This window comes from Streptomyces sp. NPDC025784 (genome assembly GCF_055558435.1).
In genome coordinates, this window is record NZ_JBVHMN010000016.1 from 100,093 (window position 1) to 120,844 (window position 20,752).

The following is a 20,752-nucleotide window of genomic DNA, read 5'->3' on the forward strand; positions in this document are numbered from 1 at the left end:
GGCCGCATGGTCGACACATCTCTGTACGCAGCGTTCCTCGTCGCGGGTTTCGCCCTCTGCGTCACCCCCGGCCCCGACATGATGTTCATCGTGGCGATGGGCGGCAGAGGAGGCCCCGCCGCGGGCGTACTCGCCGCGCTGGGTGTGGCCTTCGCGATGCTGGTCCACGCGGTCGCGGCGATGCTGGGCCTGTCGGCGCTGTTCACCACGCTGCCGACGCTGTACCACGTGCTGCGGTGGATGGGCGCCGCCTATCTGCTGTACCTGGCGGTGAAGGCGTTCCGGGACCGCGCGGTGCCGGACGAGGGGCCGGCGGCGGTCGGTCCGGGGCTGCGGCGCGCCTTCTGGCAGGGGGCCCTCACCAATCTCCTCAACCCGAAGGTGATCCTCTTCAACGTCGCCTTCCTGCCCCAGTTCGTGAACCCCGAACTGGGGCACGTGGCAGGCCAGTTCATGATCCTGGGCGCCAGCATGACGATCATGGGTTTCGCGGTCGACGGCTCGATCGGGCTGCTCTCCGGCCGGCTGTCGGCACTGCTCCGGCGCAGCCGACGGGTGGCGCGCGGCCTCAACGTCTTCAGCGGGACGGTGTTCGCGGGCCTCGCGCTCCGGCTGGCCGCGTCGCCCAAGTAGGAACCGGGGCACAGGCGGACGTGCCCCTCACCCACTCCCCGGGGCACGGACGGCCCCCGTCGAACAGGTGTCAACTCCGGGTTGACACCCTCAGGGTGTCAACCTACGGTTGACACATGACGAACTCACGCGGCACGACACCCGTACGTCTCGACGACCTCATCGAAGCGATCAAGAAGACGCACACCGACGCGCTCGACCAGCTCCAGGACGCGGTGATCGCCGCCGACCACCTCGGCGACGTGGCCGACCACCTGATCGGTCACTTCGTCGACCAGGCCCGGCGCTCGGGCGCGTCCTGGACCGACATCGGCAAGAGCATGGGCGTGACCCGGCAGGCCGCCCAGAAACGCTTCGTGCCCAAGGCGGAGAACGACCTCGACCCCAGCCAGGGCTTCGGCCGCTACACCCCGCGCGCCCGCAGCGTCGTCATGGCCGCCCACAACGCCGCCAAGGACGCGGGCAACCCCGAAGGCCTGCCCGAGCACCTGGTCCTCGGCCTGCTGGCCGAACCGGAGGGACTCGCGGCCAAGGCGCTCACCGCGCTCGGCACCACCCCGGACGCCGTCCGTGCCGCCGCGACCGCGGCCCTGCCGCCGGCGGCGGACGAGGTGCCCGAGATGATCCCCTACGGTCCCGCCGCCAAGAAGGCCCTGGAGCTCACCTTCCGCGAGGCCCTGCGCCTGGGCCACAACTACGTCGGCACCGAGCACATCCTGCTGGCCCTGCTGGAGCTGGAGAACGGCGAGGGCGTGCTGAGCGGACTGGGCATCGGCAAGCAGGCCGTCGAGGCCGAGGTGTCCCGCGCGCTCGCGCAGTTCGTGCAGGACCAGGGGCCCGCCGCCCAGGGCTAGGGGGCTTCGTTCGGACCGGCCCGTGCACGGCGCCCGGCACGGCACCTCGCCGCGGCCCGATCCGACATGGTCCGAACGAAACCCCTGGACCCGAACCAGCAGGTCGGCCCCACTGTCAGACCCGGCTGCGAGACTCGTGGCATGACCGGACGCTGGGCTCTCGCACCGTCCGAGGACGGCGGCGCGGAAGTCGTCGCCCTCGGCCCGGACGGGCTGCCCGCGGGTCCGGTGCACGGGGAGCCGGATCTCGTCGAGGCCGTGCGGTCGCGGCCCGAGGTGACCCGCTGGGTCTGGCGGTCCACGGCCGACGTCTATCCGCGCCTGCTCGCCACGGGGGTGCGAGTGGAGCGGTGCTACGACGTGGAGGCGGCCGAGACGCTGCTGCTCGGCCACGAGGGGCGGCTCGGCGAGCCCCGGTCGGCGGCCGCCGCGCTGGCGAGGCTGCGCGGCGGCCCCGTACCGCCGGACCCGCCCCAGCGCTCCGCCGAGCCCGGATCGCAGTCGTCCCTGTTCGAACCGCGCCCGGTGCACGTCCCCCTCGCCGACCTCCTGGAGGTGTACGGGGACCAGCAGCGCCGCCATGACGCCACCGCGCGCCCGGAGCGGATGCGGCTGCTCACGGCGGCCGAGTCGGCCGGCATGCTGGTGGCCGCGGAGATGAACGCGACAGGACTCCCCTGGAGCGCGGACATGCACCGCGAGGTGCTCCGCGACCTGCTCGGCGAGCGGTACGCGGGCGGCGGCGAGCCCCGCCGCCTGGCCGAGCTGACGGACGAGGTGTCGGCCGCCTTCGGACGCAGGGTCAGACCGGATCTGCCCGCCGACGTCGTCAAGGCCTTCGCGCAGGCCGGGATCAAGGTCAGGTCGACACGGCGCTGGGAGATCGAGTCCGTCGACCATCCCGCCGTGAAGCCCCTGATCGAGTACAAGAAGCTGTATCGCATCTGGGTCGCGCACGGCTGGTCCTGGCTCCAGGACTGGGTGCGGGACGGACGGTTCCGGCCCGAGTACCTCCCGGGCGGCACGGTCACCGGCCGATGGGTGACCAACGGCGGCGGAGCCCTCCAGATCCCCAAGGTCATCCGGCGCGCGGTCGTGGCCGACCCCGGCTGGCGGCTCGTCGTCGCCGACGCCGACCAGATGGAGCCCCGCGTCCTCGCGGCCATCTCCCGCGACCCCGGTCTGATGGAGGTGGCCGGCCGCGCCTCCGACCTCTATCAGTCCGTGTCGGACCGCGCCTTCGCGGGCGACCGGGACCAGGCCAAGATCGCCGTGCTGGGCGCGATGTACGGACAGACGTCCGGCGACGGCCTCAAGAACCTCGCACTGCTGCGCCGCCGCTTCCCCCGGGCCGTCGCCTATGTCGACGACGCCGCGCGCGCCGGCGAGGAAGGACGGCTGGTGCGGACCTGGCTGGGCCGGACCAGTCCCCCGGCGGCGGGCTCCGACGACTCCGGCGCCGAGGAGGCGGGCATCCCCCAGGACGGACCCGACGGCGATCCGGCCGCGACCGCCGACCAGGGCTGGGTCCCGGGCTATGCCTCGTCCGACTCCCGCGCCCGGGGCCGCTTCGCCCGCAATTTCGTCGTCCAGGGCAGCGCCGCCGACTGGGCCCTGCTCATGCTGGCCGGACTCCGCCGCACCTGCGCGGACATGGCGGCCGAGCTGGTCTTCTTCCAGCACGACGAGGTGATCGTGCACTGCCCCGCCGAGGAGGCCGACACCGTCGTCGCCGCGATCCGTGACGCCGCCGACCTCGCGGGACGCCTCACCTTCGGGGAGACACCGGTCCGCTTCCCGTTCACCACCGCGGTGGTGAAGTGCTACGCGGACGCCAAGTGACCGCACGGGCCGGGCGGTCCGGCCCGGTCACCTCCCGGCGAGCAGCTCCCCGAGCTGCCCGACCACCGGGCTGTCCGTCTCCGCCAGCGCCGCGAGTGCCAGCTCCCACTGCTCGTACGCCGCTTCGGCCAGGCCGCGGTCCCGCAGCAGCAGTCCCCGCTGATGCCTGGCCAGCCCTCCGGTGTACCGGTCGGCGCGGCGGTCCGCGCGGCACAGCAGCAGGTCGCACTCCTCAGCCGCCCGCTCCCTGTCGCCCACCCCGCGCAGCGCACGCACCAGCCCGAGCCGGGTCTGCGACTCGCCGTGCCAGTCGCCGTGACCACCGAGGATGCGCAGGCTCTCCTCGAAGTGCGGCAGAGCGGCGGCCGGTTCACCGAGGGCGAGGTGGGCGTAGCCGATGTTGCAGTGCGCGGAGTGCCGCAGGATGACGTCCTGGATCGTGTCACCGATCGCCAGGCTGCGCTTGTGGTGCTCGATGGCGGCCCGGGGGTCCGTGTGCTCGTACAGGTTGCCGAGGTGGCTGTAGGTCACGGCCTCCGTGTACGGGTCGCCGAGCCTCCTGGAGAGTTCGAGGCTCTGCAGGAGTGCCTCGCTGGACTCGGCGTGCCGGCCGAGCCCTTCGAGGAGCATGCCGCGGTTGTTCAGGCCACGCCGCACCCACGACAGGACGCCGAGCCGGCGCCAGATGGCGAGCGCCCGGTCGTTCAGCACGAGGGCCTCGCCCGCGCGCCCCGTCATGAAGTGCATGCCGGCGAGGTCCCCGAGCGCGTACGCCTCGGCCGCCGCGTCCCCGAGCCGGCGCGCGGCCCCGAGGGCGGCACGCTGGAGCACCTCCAGCTCGACCACACGGCCGCTGCGCTGGACGTACGGGTTGATCAGGCGCACCAGCAGCGGGACGTACCGGGAGGACGGCGCGTACCGGCCCACCAGCGCCACCACGTTCTCCAGTTCCAGGTCGCCCCAGGCGAACGCCTCCTCGGACGAGGGGAACTTGGGGGTGTCGGCGACGTCCTCGGCGTGCCCGGCGGGCTGTGAGCCGGTCGGCCGACTGCGGTCCTCGCGTTCGAGGCCGGGTTCGACGATCGCCTCCAGGGAGCGGGCGGCGACCGCGGCGTACCAGCGCAGCGCGCGGTCCGCGACGGCGTCCGGGCCCGGCGCGCACGATTCCCCGACATCCGGCGCCCCCGCCCGGTCCGTCGCGCCCGCGATCTCGCGCGCGAAGTCCCGTACGAGGTCGTGCGGGGCGTAGCGGCCGTAGGCCGTCTCCTCCAGGAGGGCGACGTCCACGAGCCGGTCGAGGGCCGCGTCGGCACGGCGCTCGTCGATCCCGCACAGCCGGGCGAGCAGGGGTGCGCCGTAGGCCGGCAGGTCGAGCGCGCCGATGCGGCACAGGGCGCGGGCCGCGTCCCGGTCCGCCTCACGCTCCGAGGCGCGCAGCGCGTCGTGCGCGACGGCCAGCGAGCGGCGCACACTCAGGTCGTCGTACTCCAGGTGGTGCAACCGCCCCTCGGTGGCGGTGAGTTGCCCGGCGAGTGCGTCCGGGGTGAGGGCGCGGCGGGCGGCGAGGCGGGCGGCGACGACGCGGAGGGCGAGCGGCAGCCGACCGGTGAGTTCGACGAGAGGGTGTGCCCCGCTCAGCCCGTCGCGGCGGCCGGAGACCGCGCGGAGCAGCGCCGCGCTGTCCTCGTCGGACAGGGGCGCGAGCGGGAAGCGGTGCGCGCCGTCCAGGGCGGTGAGCGGCGAACGGCTCGTCACGATCACCGCGCAGCCCGCGCCGGCCGGAAGCAGCGGCCGCACCTGGGCGGCGTTCGCGGCGTCGTCGAGGACCATCAGGGTGCGCGTGGGCGCCAGCGTGGAGCGGAGCAACGCGGCTGCCGCGTCAGGGTGTTCGGGGAGGTGGCGCGGTTCGGCCCCGACGTCGCGGAGCAGCGCGGCCAGCGCCTGACCCGGGGTGAGCGGGGTCATGCCGGGGGTGGCGCCGTGCAGATTGACGTACAGCTGACCGTCAGGGAAACGTTCCCTCAGCCCGTGGGCCACATGCAGCGCGAGCGCGCTCTTGCCGACGCCCGCCATGCCGCTGATCACCGCGACGGCGGGCATATCGTCCGACGCGACCGCGGGCCCGCCGCCGGGGACGGTGCCGTCGCCGCCCACGGCCCGCCGTTCCGGGTCCAGGGTCAGCCGCACTGCCTCCCGGGTGTCCTCCCGGCCGGTGAAGTGGGCCGGTGGGGGTGGCAGTTGGGCCGGTTGCGGCGGCACGGTGACGGCCGGCGGCGGCTGGTGCTCGGCGGTCCCCGGCGCGATCCCCGCCCCCTGCTCCCGGAGGACCTCCAGATGCGCCTCGCGCACGGCGGGGCCCGGCTCGACGCCGAGTTCCTCGACCAGACGGGCCCGCAGGTCCCGGTGGACGGCGAGCGCCTCGGCCTGCCGGCCGGTGCGGTGCAGCACGAGCATCAGCAGCCGGTGGAAGGCCTCACGCAGCGGGTGCCCGGTGGTGAGCGCGGCCAACTCGGGGGCCAGCCGGTCGAGTCGGTCCGGCGTCGGCGCGAGGCGCAGCTCGGCCTCGTACCGCCACTCCAGGACCAGCAGCCGGGTCTCCTCCAGGCGCTGGCCGAACGCGTGCCCGCCGGTCTCGGGCGGCAGACCGCTCAGCGGGGCGCCGCGCCACAGCGCCAGCGCCGCCGTGGACTCGCCCAGCGCCCGCCCCCAGTCGCGCTCGGCGTGCGCGGCGCGTGCGGCCGTGGCGTGGTGCTCGAAGACGCGGACGTCCAACTCACCCTCGCCGACCCGCAGTACGTAGCCGGGCGAGACCGCACGCAGCCGCTCCGGGTCGTCGAGCAGTCGCCGCAGCCGGGTCACGTGGTTGTGGAGCGAGGCCTGCGCGGAAGCGGGCGGCGCTCCACCCCACAGCGCGTCCTTGAGCGCGTCGACGGAGACGACCCGACCCGGCTCCAGGAGCAGCGCGACGAGCAGCGCACGCGTCTTGCCGCTGCCCACCGACCGGACCTCGCCGTCGGCGCCGTAGAGGACCGGCGGCCCCAGCAGCCCGAACCGCAGCCCGTTCCGGATCACGCCGCCCACTGCCTTCCCGCCCGGCCTCTCCGGCCGCGCCCCGGGGCGACTTCGCGCCTTCCTACGGCGACTTCCCGCCGACCGAACTCATGGCTCCCCGTGGAACCGTTGGCCACATGTTAGCGATCCGTTGGCGTGGCCTGATGTGATCACAACATCGGATCTGGCCCGACGGTGCGCGCGTATGACGCGTAACTCGGGGGAGTGTCGCCGCCGTGGCCGGATCCGGGGACGCGCGAGGCCCCGGTCGGCGGAGGTGAACGACCGGGGCCTCCGTCTGTCTCCCGCCCCTTCCCTCCCGCACGACGTGACGCACACGACAGCGCTGCTGTGCGGGACATCTCAGGAACGTCCTACCGGGAACGCGTCAGGGACGTCGTACGAGGTACGTCGGTGACGTCGTACGGACTCCCGTCAGTGACGTCGCCCAGGCCACGCGCCTGACGGTGCACGAGGAACGCCAGGCGCGGCGTACGCCCGGGAAGATCCCGGTGTCAGATCACCGGTGGCCGGCCGAGCCGGGTGAGCCGCCACACCGTCCGCCACCGCATCGGCCGCCGTTCCCCGCCGGGCTGCCGCAATCCCTCCGCGAACCCGCCGAACCAGGCCCGCAGACCGCCGATCGACCGCGTCCGCGCGAGGGTGAGCAGCATCCAGACACCCAGGTGCACGGGGATCAGCGGCAGGGGAAGCCGGCGCCGGGTGAGCCACACGCGGTTGCGCGCGGTCACCCGGTAGTAGATGGCGTGCCGGGCGGGCGAGGTCTTGGGGTGCTGGAGCAGCAGCGCGGGTTCGTAGAGCACGGTCCACCCGGCGTCGATGGCACGCCAGGCCATGTCGGTCTCCTCGTGCGCGAAGAAGAACTCGGCGGGCCAGTCACCGATCTCGGCGAGCATCGGCATGGACAGGGCGTGCCCGCCGCCGAGGAACCCGGTCACGGGGCCACCCCGCATCGGGTCCTTGGCTCCGACGCGGGGCACGTGCCTGCGCTGCGTCTCCCCGTTCTCGTCGGCGATGCGGAATCCGACGATGCCGAGCCGCGGGTCGGCGGCGTACAGGTCCCGGACGCGTCGCAGCACGTCCCCGTCGACCAGCAGCCCGTCGTCGTCGAGCTCCACGACGACGTCGACGTCGCCGAACTCCGCCAGCCGCTGGAGCCCGACATTGCGGCCCCCGGGGCACCCGAGGTTCTCGTCGACCTCGATGGCCGTCACCTCACCGGGCAGGCCGAGGCGCTCGGCGAACTCGGGCAGCGGACTGCCGTTGCCGATGATCACGATCCGGGCGGGCGCGACGTCCTGCTTGGCCACCGAGGTGAGCAGCGCGTCGACCTCGGCGGGCCGATTCCCCATGGTCACCACGGCAACGGCGATCCGTGGCCCCTCCTCCGCCTGTGACACGACATCCACCCCATCCCGGCCGACAACTGTGCCGCGATGCTAGCCGTTCACCGGAATGACCCCTCACGTACGCCCCGGAGTACGTCCGGATGCGCGCCCGCACACCCGCGGCCGCCCGCCCCGGCCGCAGGGACGAATCGGTCAGCCCGCGTACGCGCCCCTGACCTCCAGCTGCTCCACGACCGGCGGACCGGCCAGCCAGTCGTTCAGCCCCGCCTGGAACTCGCGGAACTCCGCGATCGACGGCAGCGGGTTGTCGACGCCCTCGGCGAGCTCCAGCTGCGCGACGTAGGTGACCCCGTCGGGCAGCCGGAACGAGGTGTAGCGCACGCCCTCGGGCCGCTCCCGTTCGATGGCGGTGAACATCTTCCGCCGTGCCTCTTCCAGCGCGTCCACGAACTCGGGCTTCACCGTGGACCGCACCATCACGACCGTCATCTCGTCATCTCCCTCTCACCGGGCCACCGGATGTGGCGCCACCTCCCTGACGCGCGCGAGGACGGAAGTGTGACGGCGGGAAAATGTGTGTGTCCGCCGCCACACACCCCGAGCACGGACGCCCGACGCTCGTCGTCCGGCGTCCGCCCGACATCCGCCCCGGCTCCCGCCTGGTGCGTGCCTCTCGCTCGCCTCTCGCTCGCCTCTCGCTCGCCTTTCGCTCCGTGATCAGCGGGTTCATGCTGGGGTCAGAGCAGCGGCCCGGTGCCCTGCCCCGGACGGGAGAGCCCGGCGAGTCTCCGGAGGGCGCCATGAACCTGCCTCCCGTCCCGCCGGTGGCGCCTCCCTCGCCCGGAGCGGAAGTGAGGGACAAGGGACTCAAGGGCGGCGCACTGGGCCTCTTCTCCAGCACGGTGATCGGTCTGGCCTCGACCGCCCCCGCCTACAGCCTCGCGGCCACCCTCGGCGTCATCGTCGCCGTCGTCGGCTACCGGTCGCCGATCGTGATCGTCCTCGCGTTCGTTCCGATGTTCCTGATCGCCTACGGCTACAAGGAGCTGAACCGCGCGCACCCCGACTGCGGCACCACGTTCGCCTGGGTCTCCCGGGCCTTCGGCCCCCGTACCGGCTGGCTGGGCGGCTGGGGCATCGTCGCGGCCGACATCATCGTGATGGCCAATCTGGCGCAGATCGCCGGCTCGTACGGCTTCCAGCTGGTGGGGGCCCAGGGACTGGCGGAGAACACCTTCTGGGTCACGGTGGTCGGCGTCGCGTGGATCGCCGTGATGACACTGATCTGCTACATCGGCATCGAGGTCTCGGCCGACTTCCAGAAACTGCTCCTGACGGTCGAGGTCGTGGTGCTCCTGCTGCTCGCCGTCACCGCCCTGGTCAAGGTGTACGGGGGGACCGCGCCGAGTGTCGCGTCGGAGGTCTCCTGGTCGTGGTTCGACCCCGCACGGATCGAGTCGGTCGACGCCCTGACCACCAGCGTGCTCGCCGGCGTCTTCATCTACTGGGGCTGGGACACCGCGGTGTCCGTCAACGAGGAGACCGTCGACCGCGACCGCACCCCGGGCCGCGCCGCCGTCCTCTCCACCGTCATCCTGCTGCTGGTCTACCTCATGGTCACGACGTTCGCGCTGGCCTTCGCCGGGACCGGCGACACGGGCATCGGCCTGGCCAACCCCGCACACGCCGATGACGTCCTGTCCAGCCTGGGCGCCGAGGTCTTCGGTTCCGGCGCCTGGGGCGAGACCGCCACCAGGCTGCTGATCCTCATGGTGCTCACGTCGGCCGCGGCCTCCACCCAGACCACGATCCTGCCGAGCGCGCGCACCACGCTCTCCATGGCCGTGCACAAGGCCGTCCCGGACCGCTTCGCCCGCATCCACCCGCGCTTCCTCACCCCGACCTGGTCCACGGTCGGCATGGGCCTGGCCTCCATCGCCTTCTACGTCCTGCTGACCCGGGTGAGCAAGAACGTCCTCGCCGACTCCATCGGCTCGGTCGGCCTGATGATCGCCTTCTACTACGGGCTGACCGGATTCGCCTGCGTCTGGTACCACCGCAGGGTCATCCGCCGCAGCCCCCGTGACCTGTGGACGAAGGGGATCATGCCCGGACTGGGCGGCGTCCTGCTGCTCTACTTCTTCGTCGACGCCTGCGTGGTGTACTCCGCGGCCGACTACGGCAGCACCTACTGGACCTTCCCGTTCCCGCCGCACTGGCGGCTCGGCGGGGTCTTCGTCACCGGCATCGGCGCGCTCCTGCTCGGCGCCGTCCTGATGCTCGTGTACCGGAGGATCCGCCCCGGCTTCTTCCGCGGGGAGACCCTGCCGGTCTCCGCCGCCGACCCGGACACATCGGGCTGAGCTGCGGGTCCGCCCGAACCGGACGGCACGGGCACGGCAGGCCCGCGAGTGGAGACGTCGCCGTCCCGGGTCTAGCGTCGTAAGGACGGAGTCCTCCACCCGCGCAGGGAGGGTGATCATGGAGATCAAGGGTTCGGCAGCGCTTGTCACAGGAGCCAACCGCGGCATCGGGTCCGCCTTCGCCCGGGCGCTTCTCGCACACGGCGCCACCAAGGTGTACGCCGGTGTCCGCGATCCGGAGACCGTCCAGGACCCCGCGCTCACCCCGCTGCGGCTGGACGTCACCGACGAGGAGCAGGTCGCCGCGGCCGCACGTGAGGCCGACGACGTCAGCATCGTCATCAACAACGCCGGGATCGCCGCCGGCCCGTCCCTCCTGGAGGGCTCGCTCGACGGCGCCAGGCGCGAGATGGAGGTCAACTACCTCGGTACCTGGGCCGTCTCCCGGGCCTTCGCGCCCGTTCTTGCCGCCCACGGCGGAGGGGCACTGGTCAACATGCTCTCCGTGGCGTCGTGGGTGGCCAACAGACGGCTGCCGAGTTACGCGGCCTCCAAGTCCGCCCAGTGGTCGCTGACGAACGCCTTCCGCCTGGCACTGCGCGAGCAGGGCACGCTCGTGATCGGCGTGCACGCCGGCTATGTGGACACCGACTTGGCGTCCTCCATCGACGCCCCGAAGATCCGTGCGAGCGACGTGGCGGAGCAGACGATGGCCGCACTGCTCGCCGACGAACCCGAAGTGCTGGTCGACGAGGTCACCCGACAGGTACGCGCCGCACTCTCCGGCGAGCTGGACACGCTGTACGCCAACCGCTGACGCCCCGTCCGCCACGGTCGCGTCCCCGAACGAAGAAGCCCGGCTCGGACACTGTCCGAGCCGGGCTTGAAAAGAGCCGCCTTCGGGATTCGAACCCGAGACCTACGCATTACGAGGGCTGATGGGGGTGTGCTGGGTGGTTCCAGGCTCTCCTTCGGTGTCCGGAACGGCCTGGTCAGGGCAGGTGCTGAGTGTTGAATGGTCTTACCCGTGACGGCCGGTGCCGCAGGGTCCGCTCACGCATCGCTCACGCGGGCCCCGGTGGCAGCGGCCACCAGCGGCACGGGGAGTAGCGTGGGCAAGGCGAATCCCGTGTTCCCACCGGTTCCCGAAGACGGGTGGTCCCCCATGACCGGCTCCGATCCACCCCCTGTTTCCCGGCATCTGCCCAGTGGCGTTCACGAGGCCGTCCGGCCGGGATACGCGCTGCTCCGGCTGGAGACGACGGAGTCGCGTGAAGGCGTCCTGGATGGTGCGTGGTGGCCGCGGTCGCGCGACATCGGTGCCGAGCTGCCCGCGCTGCTGAGCGCCCTCACCGTGCATCTCGGCCCCGTGACCCGCGTCGGGCTGGACACCGCGGCCTGGGAAGGGCTCCCGACGCGGATCGTCGTCGACGACCGGGTGGTGCACATCGATTCCTTCCCAGTGGGTGACGACACCGTCCTGATCACACGGGGCGATCAGGACGTGTTCTCGCTGTTGGTGGTTCCGCCGCACGCGACACCAGAGGCCGCGCACGCCGCGATGGCCCAGGCCGTCCGCGCCGACAACATCACCCGGGGGGAACAGATCCTCATCGACACCGGAAGCGGGCAGGCGCCGTCGGACTGACAGGCCGTCCCCTCAGCCGAGGCCGACGGAGGAAACGGCGGACGGCAGCGATGAGGTCAGCCGCGCCACTCGACCATGAGCAGCGTCGCGTCGTCCGTGGTGTGGCCGCCTCGCGCCCGCTTGAGTGTGTGGGACAGGGAGCGCGTGACCGCCCGGATCCCGCGGCCGGTTCTCTCCAGCTGGTTCACACAGTCGATCAGCTGGTCCTCCCCGAACTCCTCGCCACCGGTGTGGTGCTCCTCGACCAGTCCATCAGAGAAGCAGAGGACGCGGTCCCCGCGTTCCAGCTTCAGCTCGCTGATCCGTGGCTCGGAACCGCCCAGTCCGACAGGGAGGGTTGTCGGGGCGGTGAGGCGTCGTGCGACGCGGTGGTGGCGGACGAGGATTGGCGGTGGGTGCCCTGCGTTGACCCACTGGAGCTGTCCTGTCGTCGTGTCCAGCTGCATCATCTGCGCGGTGACGAAGTGCTCGGGGCCGAACTGCTGCGCCACGGCGCGGTCCATGAAGTCGTAGATCTCCGACAGCCCGATGTCGGCGCGGCGGGCGTGGCGGTAGGCGCCGATGGCCACGGTGGCCATCGTGGCCGCGTCCAGGCCGTGCCCCATCGCGTCGATCATGACCACGTGGAGGATGTCCCCGTTGAGGGCGTAGTCGAAGCTGTCACCGGCCACGCCATAGGCGGGTTCCAGGATTCCGGCCACGGCGACCCGAGGCATGATCATCGCCAGCGGTGGCAGCAGGGACCACTGGATCTCGGCGGCGACGCTCATCGCTTCACCGCGTCGGACACGGAAGAACAGGTCGGAGTAGCCGTGCTTGGTCACCAGCAGGTCGGCCACCAGACCGGAGATCCTTTGCAGCAGGCGGCGGTCGTCGTCATCGACGCTGTCCAGCGTCACCGCCATGACCCCCACCTGGTCGCCGCCGTCCAGCAGCGGCAGATGGACCCGTACGCCGTCGTCCTCGGCGAGCTCGACGGGGACCGCGTCGAGGAAGCAGCGGCCCGCCTCGGAGTCGTCGATCACCTGCGGTTCGCCGTCCGTGAGGCCCTCGCCGGACAGGGGTACGAGCAGCAGCTGGCCATAGTCCTGCAGCAGTACCTGCGGACGGCGGCCCCGCAACAGCTTCACCACGTCGGCGACCAGCGGCCCGATGAGATGGGGAGGAAGCTCGTGGGCGCGATCGAGAACCGCTCCCAGCAGCGCTTCCCCGAAGCTCTCGGAGCGGTCCGCGCGCCGTCCGGACCTCATCCGCTCACCCGCCGTGATCCGCGAGTATCGCGTGCGGCGGGGTGGGACGGCCAAGGGACTGCCAGTGTCATCGCTCCACCACCGCGGGTCGTGGACGACCGGACCGGCCGGCCGATCACCTCGGCCCGACAGGCGTCGGGCCCTCACCTGAGTCCGTGTCCTCCTTCCGACTCCCAAGTGGCTTCTTCGTCAAGGACGGCCTCGGCGAGTGCCAGCATGTGCGGGGCCGACAGCTGGTTGTCGGGGTCGGCGGCAGCGGTGAGCAGCCGTGTGGCCGCTCCGGCGGGCTCGTCGGGCGGGATCACCAGCAACTCCCAGCGCCCAACCGTGCCGCAGTCCAGAGTGATGGCATGCGCCTCGGCGGCCGACCCGGTCCGGACCACCTCGATCACGTGTTCGGGCGCCATCACCGTCTGCGGGGCATCGGGCCAGGACGCGGTGTCCACGGTGACGCGGGTGACGGTGCCGGCACCCGGGTCCAAGGAGCCGACCAGTGCGGGCAACTCCAGTTCCAGCGCGTCGCAGCGCGGCCACCACGCACCGTCCAGCGGGCCGTGGCTGATGTCCGGCGTGAGGCGCAGCCGGGGCAAGGGCATCTGGTAAGTCTGGGCGTCGTCTGGCGACGTACCGTCGGCGGGCTTTGTGATGGCGTCCATCGTGCGATCCCGTTCCGGGCTGCTCGCGGCTGCCCGCGTCTGGCACCCGACGGGAACGGCGTCGCCGTGGTCGTGCGCCCGAAAGCTCTCGGTAAGGTCAGCGTACTCCCGGCCGTGGCGGGCGGCGCGAGGTGCCGAACCGGCGGCTGCACCGGCCTGGACCTCAGAGTCGTCTGCCGTCTGCCGTCTGCCGTCTGCCGTCTACGCAAGGGATGCCCGCCCGCTGCAGACGTCTCGATCATCGGCCTGGTGGGGGCGGCCCTACGAGGGGCAGGATCAGCACGCAGGGAGCGACCGGGCCGGGCAGCCCGACGATCTCTCCCATGTTCTGCCAACCCCAGGACTCCAAGGCAGCATGTCCGCCCTGGTCGGCCGGATGCAGCAGGGTGACTCCCAGGGCGGAATGCCGGTCGGTGAGCAGACGCTGTTGCAGGCGGCGGGCAATGTCGCGGTGCTGAACATGCGGATGGGCCACGACCTGCGTGAGGACGACAAACCGCGCACAGGCAGTGAGCCGTTGGATGCTCTCCTGCAGCATTCGGTCGAACCCTCGCCGACCGGAGCCGCCTGGGCCCACCGGAAAGCCATAAGCACAACCAACCAGCACCGTCGTCTCGGCGACCAGCAGCGCGAAGCCGGGGCGCCGGGCACTGACGGCAAGGCGGCGCAGGAAATCTCTCCGGTCGTGGAACGACTCACAGGGGGTGCCCGCGACGGATGCCATGGCGAGGTCCGCGATGTCCTCCCCCATCCCTTCGGTCTGCCAACGGGTCAGCCGGCGCAGGCGGATCCCGTCCTTGAGGACCGGCACACGAGCGAGGTCCTCAGGCGCCAGCGCCCCGCCGGCAGACAGGCCCGAGGAGGCCGTTTCCAGGGCGGGCGGCACGGGATCCGTGGGGGCCGCGAGGAGCAGGGGGGTGGATCCGGTGACGGCGAGGAGCCGGGTGATCTGTGCGCACGGGTGGTGCAGCTGAAGCGAGGCGTGCACCCGGCCGGCACGCCGTGACGCCGACAGGAAGACGTCCAGACCCCGGGCATCGCAGGAGCCGACGGTGGTCAGGTCGACATCGACGACGGTGACGCCGTCGCGCAGACACTGCTCCAGTGCGGCCCGCAGCAGCGGCGCCGTCGCCGGTCCGATCTCACCAGCGAGCGTGATGAGCGCCCCCTCCCCTCGGTTCCGCCGGTGGATGTCCAGCCGGGAAAGGACCATCACGCCTCCCCTCGGCAGGGGCGCGGGCCGGTACGGGCACACGGTATGGGCGCAGCCATGACGAACTTGCGCGGACCTGCTTCGACCGCGGCGAACATGATGCCGACCCGTCTCCGCGCCGGCCCTTGGGGCGGCCCGGGGTCCATCTCTCGCCGAGGGCGACCCGGCGCGGCGGCCGGAGTACGCGATGCCCTCGGTACCTCCACCGTACGTCCCACGCAGACGGAAGCGGCTGCCACGAGGGTCAGGAGTACCGTGGGGGTGTCGAGGGTACTTCGTACACCGGTGACAGGACTGGTCTCGTCCTCGGCGCGCGGCACCGCGAGGGCCGCGCGACACGATACGAGCCGTTCTCACGGCCCGGGGCAGGTTCCGCCCTATGACCCCCGAACCCCTTCACCACCCGTACCCACTTCTGACTGTGGACGCGCCGGACGACGCTCCCGCCGAAGGCATGGTCGAGGTCCGCATCGTCTCCATGGACCCCGAGGCGGCCCGGCACGTCGCGGACGCACTCCGGGTGCTGTTCGCCGGGGGCGAGCAGCGCAGTTATCCGGCCTTCCCTTCGGGGAGAGGGACGCGTCTGCACCTCACGCTCGACCCCGCGCGGGGCGTCGGCCCACTCCGCTCCTGGCTGGAGGCCAGCAGGCCGCCCGTCTACCGGACGCATCCGGCCGAGACCGCGCGACGCGTGTCCTCGCCGGACAAACCGGCGCCCTCCGAGCCACCGATCTCGGCGGGTTTCCCACGGTCCCCAGCCCAGGAGCCCGCATGACAACCGCCTCGCCACTCCGCCCGCCCTCAGCCCGACTGCGGCTGGGGGCGTCCCGCCAGGGCGGCTCGGCCCGGCGAATCGACGGAGCCTGGTGGCCGAGATCGTACGACTTGACCGGCGAGCTCCCCGGACTGCTCGCCGGGCTGCCGCACCACTGGGGACGGATCAGCAGCGTCCTCGTGAACGGAGCGATGTGGTCGTTCCCCCAGGGCGGGATGCTCGTCGAAGACCAGGTTGTACACCTGCGCCGGACAGGCTCGCCGCGAGCCGAGCACACCGTCTGTCTGCTCGCCCCCGGCTACGGCCGCTGGGACCTGTTCGTGGTGCCACCCGCCGCCACCGACGCGGAAGCCGAGCGGCTCATGGCGGCGGCCACGGCAGAAGACCCGCCCGTGGGGCACACTGCCTGACCTCGAACCCGCGGAACATCCGCCACCCTGTGCCCGAGCAGCCGCTCACGTCGACGGCAGTCAGAGCGTCGGGGACCTCGAATGGCCACGGGGGAGCGGTTGCTTCCGAGGCAGCTCCCTACTCAGCTGCCCGGCGGTGGCCTTCAACAGTGCAGCACGATACGGATCCGAACCTCGCGGACCGGGCTCGGGAGTCTGGTTGTGTCAGTTTCCGTGGGAGTCGTTTCACGGTGACTTCGGTAGTCGCTGTGGCGAGATCTCTGTGATCATTGTCAGCGAGTTTTGATGTCACTTGCGGGGCTGAGGTTTCCCGGAACGGTTGGTGTGCGGGCCTCATGGGTTGGGCTCTGGCGAGATCGCGCTGCTCTTCGCCTCCCGTTCCTCTGGGGGCTGCCCGCCCCCGACAAGGGGACAGCGCAACAGGCCGGTCAGGGTCGGGGTGTGCCCGGTCGACCCTCTCTGCGAGGTGGACGAAGGCGTATCCATGACGAAGACCCCAGCGGTGCTCCGCAGGAGCTTGGGACGCTCTCAGCAGCACCCGACCCGTTGGACGCCTCTGAGCATGCTCCGGGGCGGCAGGGCCTTCTTGGGGAGACAGGCGTCTGTATGTCCCTGGTCAGGCGCTCACAGGCCCTGGCCAGGGGCATTCCAGCGCCCGCGGGCCCATGCGTGCGCGATTTCGGTGAGTTCGCCGGGAGTAGTCTTGTGGACACCGAGGGCATTGCGTGCGTCGGCGGCCATGCCGGTGCCGTTCTCGGTGAGCAACAATGCCGGGCCGGTCAGACCGTACCCGGGGGCAGGTTCACATCATGGAACCGACTGCCGATCATTCCGCGCGTCCTTCCTCACCGCTGCCGGTGCGGCTTTCGCTGGCACCGTACGAAGCCGTCCCGGGCGGACTCGACGGAGCATGGTGGCCCTACTCTCACGATCTCGTCGAAGAGCTGCCCCTTCTCGTGGAAGCGATGGACGGGGTGGGCACCATCACCAGGGTCGTTCTGGGGATCCAGCTGTGGCCCGGTATCCCGCACCAGGTCGCGGTCGGCAAGGGTTATGTGACGGCCGGGTGGTCCGTGTCCGGCCAGGAGCAGAACGTGATCTTGCTCTGCTCCTATCGCGACGGGTTCCGCACCCTGCTCGTCATTCCGCCCACGACGGCGGCCGACACCGCCGACTGGCTGATGAACACGCCCGTTCCGGTCGACGGCAGCCGCACCGCCACCGAACTGCTGGCGATCGCGGCGGCTCGGCCCGAAGCCACATCCGCTGATGATCCACTGTGATCGGGAAGCGGCCGTCAGGCCGTCCTGTCTCCCGGACGGGTGCCCCGGCGGACCAGCCTGTTCAGCCGGCCTCGGCCCGCTCTGCCTGCGCCTTGGTGTGAGCGAGGCGGTAGGACTCGGTGCCAGTCTGGACGATCGCGCCGTTGAAGGTGAGCCGGTCGACGATGGCCGCGCAGAGCCGGGGATCCGTGAAGGTCTTCGTCCACCCGGAAAACGACTCGTTCCTGCGGGCAGTGACGGCGGTGGCGTAGCGCTGCCACGGGATGAGTTCTCCGCCGCGGTGCAGGCGGAGGCGGGGCGGTTCGAGGCGTCCCCGGCCGATGACGGTGTTGAGGTCGTCCCACGTCAGGACGGATGAGAAGTCAGCGACGCCGCGCCAGATGCGGTACGTGCGGCCGAAGGCCCCGGTGGGGAAGTCCCCACCGAGGCGTTCGACCACCTTTGAGAAGGCGGTCACTTCTGTCGGCTCCGCTCAGTCGTTGGTGTCGGAGACGCCGGTCGAACCACCGTCGGACGGCTGCTCGGCACGGGAGCGGGCGGCGGCGATGGACTTCCGGGAGACGAGCAACCCGTCCTCGACGGGCTGGATGACGACGGTCTCGGGCATGGTGCACTCCTGTTCTCTGGGCTTCCTCCCGCTCAGCCGGAGCGAGAGGTCTTGAGGGGATCCGCCGTGCCGGTTCCAGGCAGCGCGGATCCAGCGCGACGTCGCTGGCCCGCCTGGGGCGGACATGGGCGCGCGCCGTACCGCGCGCGGCTTCCTTCGGCACACCGGGCGGGGTCTGTGGGTGCTACAAGGAGGTCCGCAGTCGCTCCAGGACACGGGAGAGCAGGGCCGTGTCCGGTTCGCCGGCCTCGACGGCTGCTCGCCCGTCGGCGTGCCACTTCCCGAGTCGTTGGTGCCAGGCGGCCTCGGCGCGCACGACCTCGGTGCGGATGTCCACGAGCGCCAGGTCGGTTTCCGTGCGCAGCCGTAGGAGGTCGGCGGATGTCAGGCGCAGGGTGCGAACGTGCCCGCGGTGCGGCGGGGTACGGCCAGCTCTACGCATCGCTCTGGATCGGCGACGCCCGCGAGCTCGTCTTCGGGTAGCAGCCGCAGGGTCAGCACGCCGGGACCGCCAGCTCCGCCCAGACGGTCTTGCCCCAGGGCATTTCGTCGTAGCCCCAGCGGTGTGACAGCGCGTCGACCAGGACCAGGCCGCGCCCCGTCTCATCGCCGCCGGCGACCAGATCCATTCTCGGCAGGGAGTGCGATTTGTCGGTGACGCCGATCCGTACGAGATCGTCCGTGACTCTCCGGACGGACACCCGGACCAGACGGCACGAGGTGTGGCGGACCGCGTTGCCCACCAGCTCAGAGACGATCAGCGTGCCCGCTTCCGCCAGCTCGGCTATGCCCCAGGTGTTCAGCGCGACCGAGACAAGGCTCCGGGCACGGCGGGCCGTCTCGGGCTCGCAGGGAAGGGTTTCGGTGTAGCCGGGCGGTCCGACTGCGGTGGGTCTGGTCATGACGCTCACGGGGTCGTCTCCTCAGGGCTGGGATGTCCCGCTCGCACTGGGGCGTGCGAGCGGGACTCTCCTGCGCTGCCGCCGAGGGGAAGCCTGGACCTGCCCGGCGACGCCAACGACCGTACGGAGAGCCGGAGTTCCGCCTCAACAAAATTGCGGGGAATTGCGCGACGTCATCCGAGGGCGCTGATCGCCGACTCGATCAACGCGCGGGCGGCGTTGCCGTCAACGGCCATCTTCGTCAGCTCCCCGAACGCCTTGCGATAGTCGGCGAGTTCGCGCGGCTGCACCACGTTGACCTCGGCCGTGAGGGTTTCCACGACACTGCGTGCGCCGTCATGGAGGTAGAACGCCTCCAGCGGCCACATGGTCCTTTGCGCGGTGAAGGGGATGATGCCTAGGGAGACGGAGGGCAACGGCATCACGGTCAGCAGGTGCCTGAGCTGTCCGGCCATCGTCTCGGCGTAGCCGACGCGGTAGCGCAGGACGCACTCCTCCATGAGCACGACGAACCGATGCCCGCCCTCGTACAGGAACCGGCTCCGGGCGACGCGGGCCGCGACTGCCTCGGAGACGTCGTTGGGGGTGCCCTGGAAGTCGGTGATGGCCTCCATCAGGGCCGTGGCGTAGGCGGGGGTCTGGAAGAAACCGGGCACGACGTTGGACACGTACGCGCGGGTGACGCCACCGTGCGCGTAGCGGTCGTAGATGTCCTCCTGCGTCTTGCGCATGCCGGTCCGGTGGCTCCTGCGCCACTCCACATACATCGAGTCGACCGCACGGGCCGTGGCGATCAGGTCATCGGCCTGGTCGGCGGCACCACAGGCGGCGCACCAGGCACGGATGTCCCCGTCGGTGGGCTGCACCTCGCCCTTTTGGATGCGGGTGGTTTTCGCCGGGTGCCAGCCGCACCGGGCGGAGAGTTCCTTTCCGGTGAGGCCGGCGTCCTTGCGCAGGTGCGTCAGGCGCACGGCGAGCGCTTCACGGGCTGCCTGGGCGCTGGAGGAGGGGGAGGCAGGCATGGAGTGAGGTGCGGGTCAGACGGTGTACTTCTCGTGGTCGACGGCACGCTCCCATACAGCCTCGAAGGCATCGGAGCAGAGCTTGACCACGGCGGGGTCCTCACTGAATTCCTTGGGCGGATCCGCCCAATCACCGTCCCCGGTGAAGATGTTGAACTGCACCAGGCGGTCGTCGAAGAGCCAGACGTCGGCTCCCGGCAGGGCAATGTCCACGGCCCGCCGGCGGGGCAGCCAACGCACCAGCTCACCCGCCTCGACGTTCAGCGGGGTGGCGGCGTGCTCCCAGCGGATGTAGTCCGTGACGGGCTCGGACACGATCCGGGCCCGGCGCATCACCACGCCTCGGCCGACAGCTTCCCGTACGGTGCCCAGCCATCCGGGCCACCACCGTGCCGTCGGGTCGAGATCGACGTGGCCGGTGCGCTTGAACTGCTCGAACTCCTCGGCCTCGTAACCGACTCCGTACGCGTCGCGCATCTCCAGATGCACCGCGCTGCGGCGCGTACCGGCCAGCAGCTCAGCGAAGCTCGGCACGCCGTTCTGCGACATCGCACGCCTCCCTCAGAATCGGCACCAGGCGGGCGGGGATGCGGATCACCGTCTCGTGGGCGGGGATTCCCATCGCGTGACCGGCGACCCACTCCGTACCGCTGACCAGTGCCTCCAGCGCTTCCTCGGCCTTGATGCCCTGGAGGACCAGGTCTGCCGTCTCCTCTTCCACCCACACCGTCGGCGACCCTTCGCCCCCGGTGTTGGGGTCGATCCCGATGAACTGTAGGTCCACGATGCCCTCCCGGATCAAGCGGGTTGCGTGTTCTTGCGTGCGACGTTTCCGAAGGGTTCGGGGGGCGTCAAGGGCGCGGGGCGGGTTCG

At 71.4% G+C, this 20,752-nt stretch carries 21 protein-coding genes and 1 pseudogene; 9 read left to right on the forward strand and 13 right to left on the reverse strand.

Translation table 11 applies throughout. From position 1 onward, the window contains the following. Positions 1-6: 6 nt before the first annotated feature. The 3 genes from ACZ4IF_RS31115 to ACZ4IF_RS31125 all read left to right on the forward strand — a co-directional run bounded on the left by ACZ4IF_RS31115 (position 7) and on the right by ACZ4IF_RS31125 (position 3,329). On the forward strand, positions 7-633 hold the full coding sequence (locus ACZ4IF_RS31115) for a LysE family translocator (RefSeq protein ID WP_359491948.1): 627 nt from the start codon (positions 7-9) through the stop codon (positions 631-633). 116 nt (positions 634-749) lie between these two features. Further along, positions 750-1,487, forward strand: a complete 738-nt coding sequence (locus ACZ4IF_RS31120) for a Clp protease N-terminal domain-containing protein (RefSeq protein ID WP_359491950.1) — start codon at positions 750-752, stop codon at positions 1,485-1,487. A gap of 141 nt (positions 1,488-1,628) precedes the next feature. Continuing rightward, complete coding sequence (locus tag ACZ4IF_RS31125; RefSeq protein ID WP_467568731.1) at positions 1,629-3,329, forward strand: bifunctional 3'-5' exonuclease/DNA polymerase; 1,701 nt, start codon at positions 1,629-1,631, stop codon at positions 3,327-3,329. A 27-nt stretch (positions 3,330-3,356) separates the two neighbouring features. Here the strand turns inward: ACZ4IF_RS31125 and ACZ4IF_RS31130 are convergent, their stop codons facing one another. The 3 genes from ACZ4IF_RS31130 to ACZ4IF_RS31140 form a co-directional block, all read right to left on the reverse strand. After that, positions 3,357-6,398 carry an AfsR/SARP family transcriptional regulator gene (locus tag ACZ4IF_RS31130; RefSeq protein ID WP_467568975.1) on the reverse strand — a complete coding sequence of 1,014 codons (3,042 nt, stop codon included), beginning with the start codon at positions 6,396-6,398 and terminating at the stop codon, positions 3,357-3,359. Between the two features lie 497 nt (positions 6,399-6,895). Continuing rightward, positions 6,896-7,753, reverse strand: coding sequence for a glycosyltransferase family 2 protein (locus ACZ4IF_RS31135; protein ID WP_467568733.1), 858 nt, complete (start codon positions 7,751-7,753; stop codon positions 6,896-6,898). Between the two features lie 189 nt (positions 7,754-7,942). Further along, on the reverse strand, positions 7,943-8,239 hold the full coding sequence (locus ACZ4IF_RS31140) for a hypothetical protein (protein ID WP_467568736.1): 297 nt from the start codon (positions 8,237-8,239) through the stop codon (positions 7,943-7,945). A 362-nt stretch (positions 8,240-8,601) separates the two neighbouring features. Between ACZ4IF_RS31140 and ACZ4IF_RS31145 the strand changes: the two genes are divergently transcribed. The 3 genes from ACZ4IF_RS31145 (at position 8,602) to ACZ4IF_RS31155 (ending at position 11,761) form a co-directional block, all read left to right on the forward strand. Then, on the forward strand, positions 8,602-10,113 hold the full coding sequence (locus ACZ4IF_RS31145) for an APC family permease (protein WP_467568738.1): 1,512 nt from the start codon (positions 8,602-8,604) through the stop codon (positions 10,111-10,113). A 118-nt stretch (positions 10,114-10,231) separates the two neighbouring features. Then, positions 10,232-10,930 carry an SDR family oxidoreductase gene (locus ACZ4IF_RS31150; protein WP_467568741.1) on the forward strand — a complete coding sequence of 233 codons (699 nt, stop codon included), beginning with the start codon at positions 10,232-10,234 and terminating at the stop codon, positions 10,928-10,930. A 348-nt stretch (positions 10,931-11,278) separates the two neighbouring features. Further along, a complete protein-coding gene (locus ACZ4IF_RS31155; RefSeq protein ID WP_365831745.1) occupies positions 11,279-11,761 on the forward strand; it encodes a DUF5994 family protein in 483 nt (160 codons plus the stop codon). 56 nt (positions 11,762-11,817) lie between these two features. Here ACZ4IF_RS31155 and ACZ4IF_RS31160 read toward each other — a convergent pair whose 3' ends face one another. The 3 genes from ACZ4IF_RS31160 to ACZ4IF_RS31170 form a co-directional block, all read right to left on the reverse strand. Continuing rightward, positions 11,818-13,011, reverse strand: coding sequence for a PP2C family protein-serine/threonine phosphatase (locus ACZ4IF_RS31160; protein ID WP_467568744.1), 1,194 nt, complete (start codon positions 13,009-13,011; stop codon positions 11,818-11,820). Positions 13,012-13,154: 143 nt separating this feature from the next. Beyond that, positions 13,155-13,607, reverse strand: coding sequence for a DUF5994 family protein (locus ACZ4IF_RS31165; protein ID WP_467568747.1), 453 nt, complete (start codon positions 13,605-13,607; stop codon positions 13,155-13,157). Between the two features lie 298 nt (positions 13,608-13,905). Then, positions 13,906-14,880, reverse strand: coding sequence for an STAS domain-containing protein (locus ACZ4IF_RS31170; RefSeq protein WP_467568750.1), 975 nt, complete (start codon positions 14,878-14,880; stop codon positions 13,906-13,908). A 421-nt stretch (positions 14,881-15,301) separates the two neighbouring features. Between ACZ4IF_RS31170 and ACZ4IF_RS31175 the strand changes: the two genes are divergently transcribed. The 3 genes from ACZ4IF_RS31175 to ACZ4IF_RS31185 all read left to right on the forward strand — a co-directional run bounded on the left by ACZ4IF_RS31175 (position 15,302) and on the right by ACZ4IF_RS31185 (position 17,348). Continuing rightward, positions 15,302-15,655, forward strand: a complete 354-nt coding sequence (locus ACZ4IF_RS31175) for a hypothetical protein (protein ID WP_467568753.1) — start codon at positions 15,302-15,304, stop codon at positions 15,653-15,655. Then, positions 15,652-16,065, forward strand: a complete 414-nt coding sequence (locus ACZ4IF_RS31180) for a DUF5994 family protein (RefSeq protein ID WP_453276790.1) — start codon at positions 15,652-15,654, stop codon at positions 16,063-16,065. Before ACZ4IF_RS31175 ends, ACZ4IF_RS31180 begins: the two co-directional genes overlap by 4 nt. Positions 16,066-16,874: 809 nt before the next feature. Next, on the forward strand, positions 16,875-17,348 hold the full coding sequence (locus ACZ4IF_RS31185) for a DUF5994 family protein (protein WP_365831755.1): 474 nt from the start codon (positions 16,875-16,877) through the stop codon (positions 17,346-17,348). A 61-nt stretch (positions 17,349-17,409) separates the two neighbouring features. Here the strand turns inward: ACZ4IF_RS31185 and ACZ4IF_RS31190 are convergent. The 7 genes and pseudogenes from ACZ4IF_RS31190 to ACZ4IF_RS31220 all read right to left on the reverse strand — a co-directional run. Beyond that, positions 17,410-17,577: pseudogene (locus ACZ4IF_RS31190) on the reverse strand (ATP-binding protein); the annotation flags it as partial. A 243-nt stretch (positions 17,578-17,820) separates the two neighbouring features. Beyond that, positions 17,821-17,955, reverse strand: a complete 135-nt coding sequence (locus ACZ4IF_RS31195; RefSeq protein ID WP_453276789.1) for a hypothetical protein — start codon at positions 17,953-17,955, stop codon at positions 17,821-17,823. Positions 17,956-18,139: 184 nt separating this feature from the next. Then, positions 18,140-18,292 (reverse strand): hypothetical protein, encoded by a 153-nt coding sequence (locus ACZ4IF_RS31200; protein WP_467568757.1) that lies wholly within the window; start codon positions 18,290-18,292, stop codon positions 18,140-18,142. Positions 18,293-18,449: 157 nt separating this feature from the next. Further along, a complete protein-coding gene (locus ACZ4IF_RS31205; RefSeq protein ID WP_467568761.1) occupies positions 18,450-18,857 on the reverse strand; it encodes an ATP-binding protein in 408 nt (135 codons plus the stop codon). A gap of 173 nt (positions 18,858-19,030) precedes the next feature. After that, positions 19,031-19,879, reverse strand: a complete 849-nt coding sequence (locus ACZ4IF_RS31210) for a helix-turn-helix domain-containing protein (RefSeq protein WP_467568763.1) — start codon at positions 19,877-19,879, stop codon at positions 19,031-19,033. Positions 19,880-19,894: 15 nt separating this feature from the next. Continuing rightward, complete coding sequence (locus ACZ4IF_RS31215) at positions 19,895-20,428, reverse strand: DUF6879 family protein (protein WP_467568766.1); 534 nt, start codon at positions 20,426-20,428, stop codon at positions 19,895-19,897. After that, complete coding sequence (locus ACZ4IF_RS31220; protein ID WP_453276785.1) at positions 20,397-20,663, reverse strand: hypothetical protein; 267 nt, start codon at positions 20,661-20,663, stop codon at positions 20,397-20,399. Before ACZ4IF_RS31220 ends, ACZ4IF_RS31215 begins: the two co-directional genes overlap by 32 nt. Positions 20,664-20,752 lie beyond the last annotated feature (89 nt).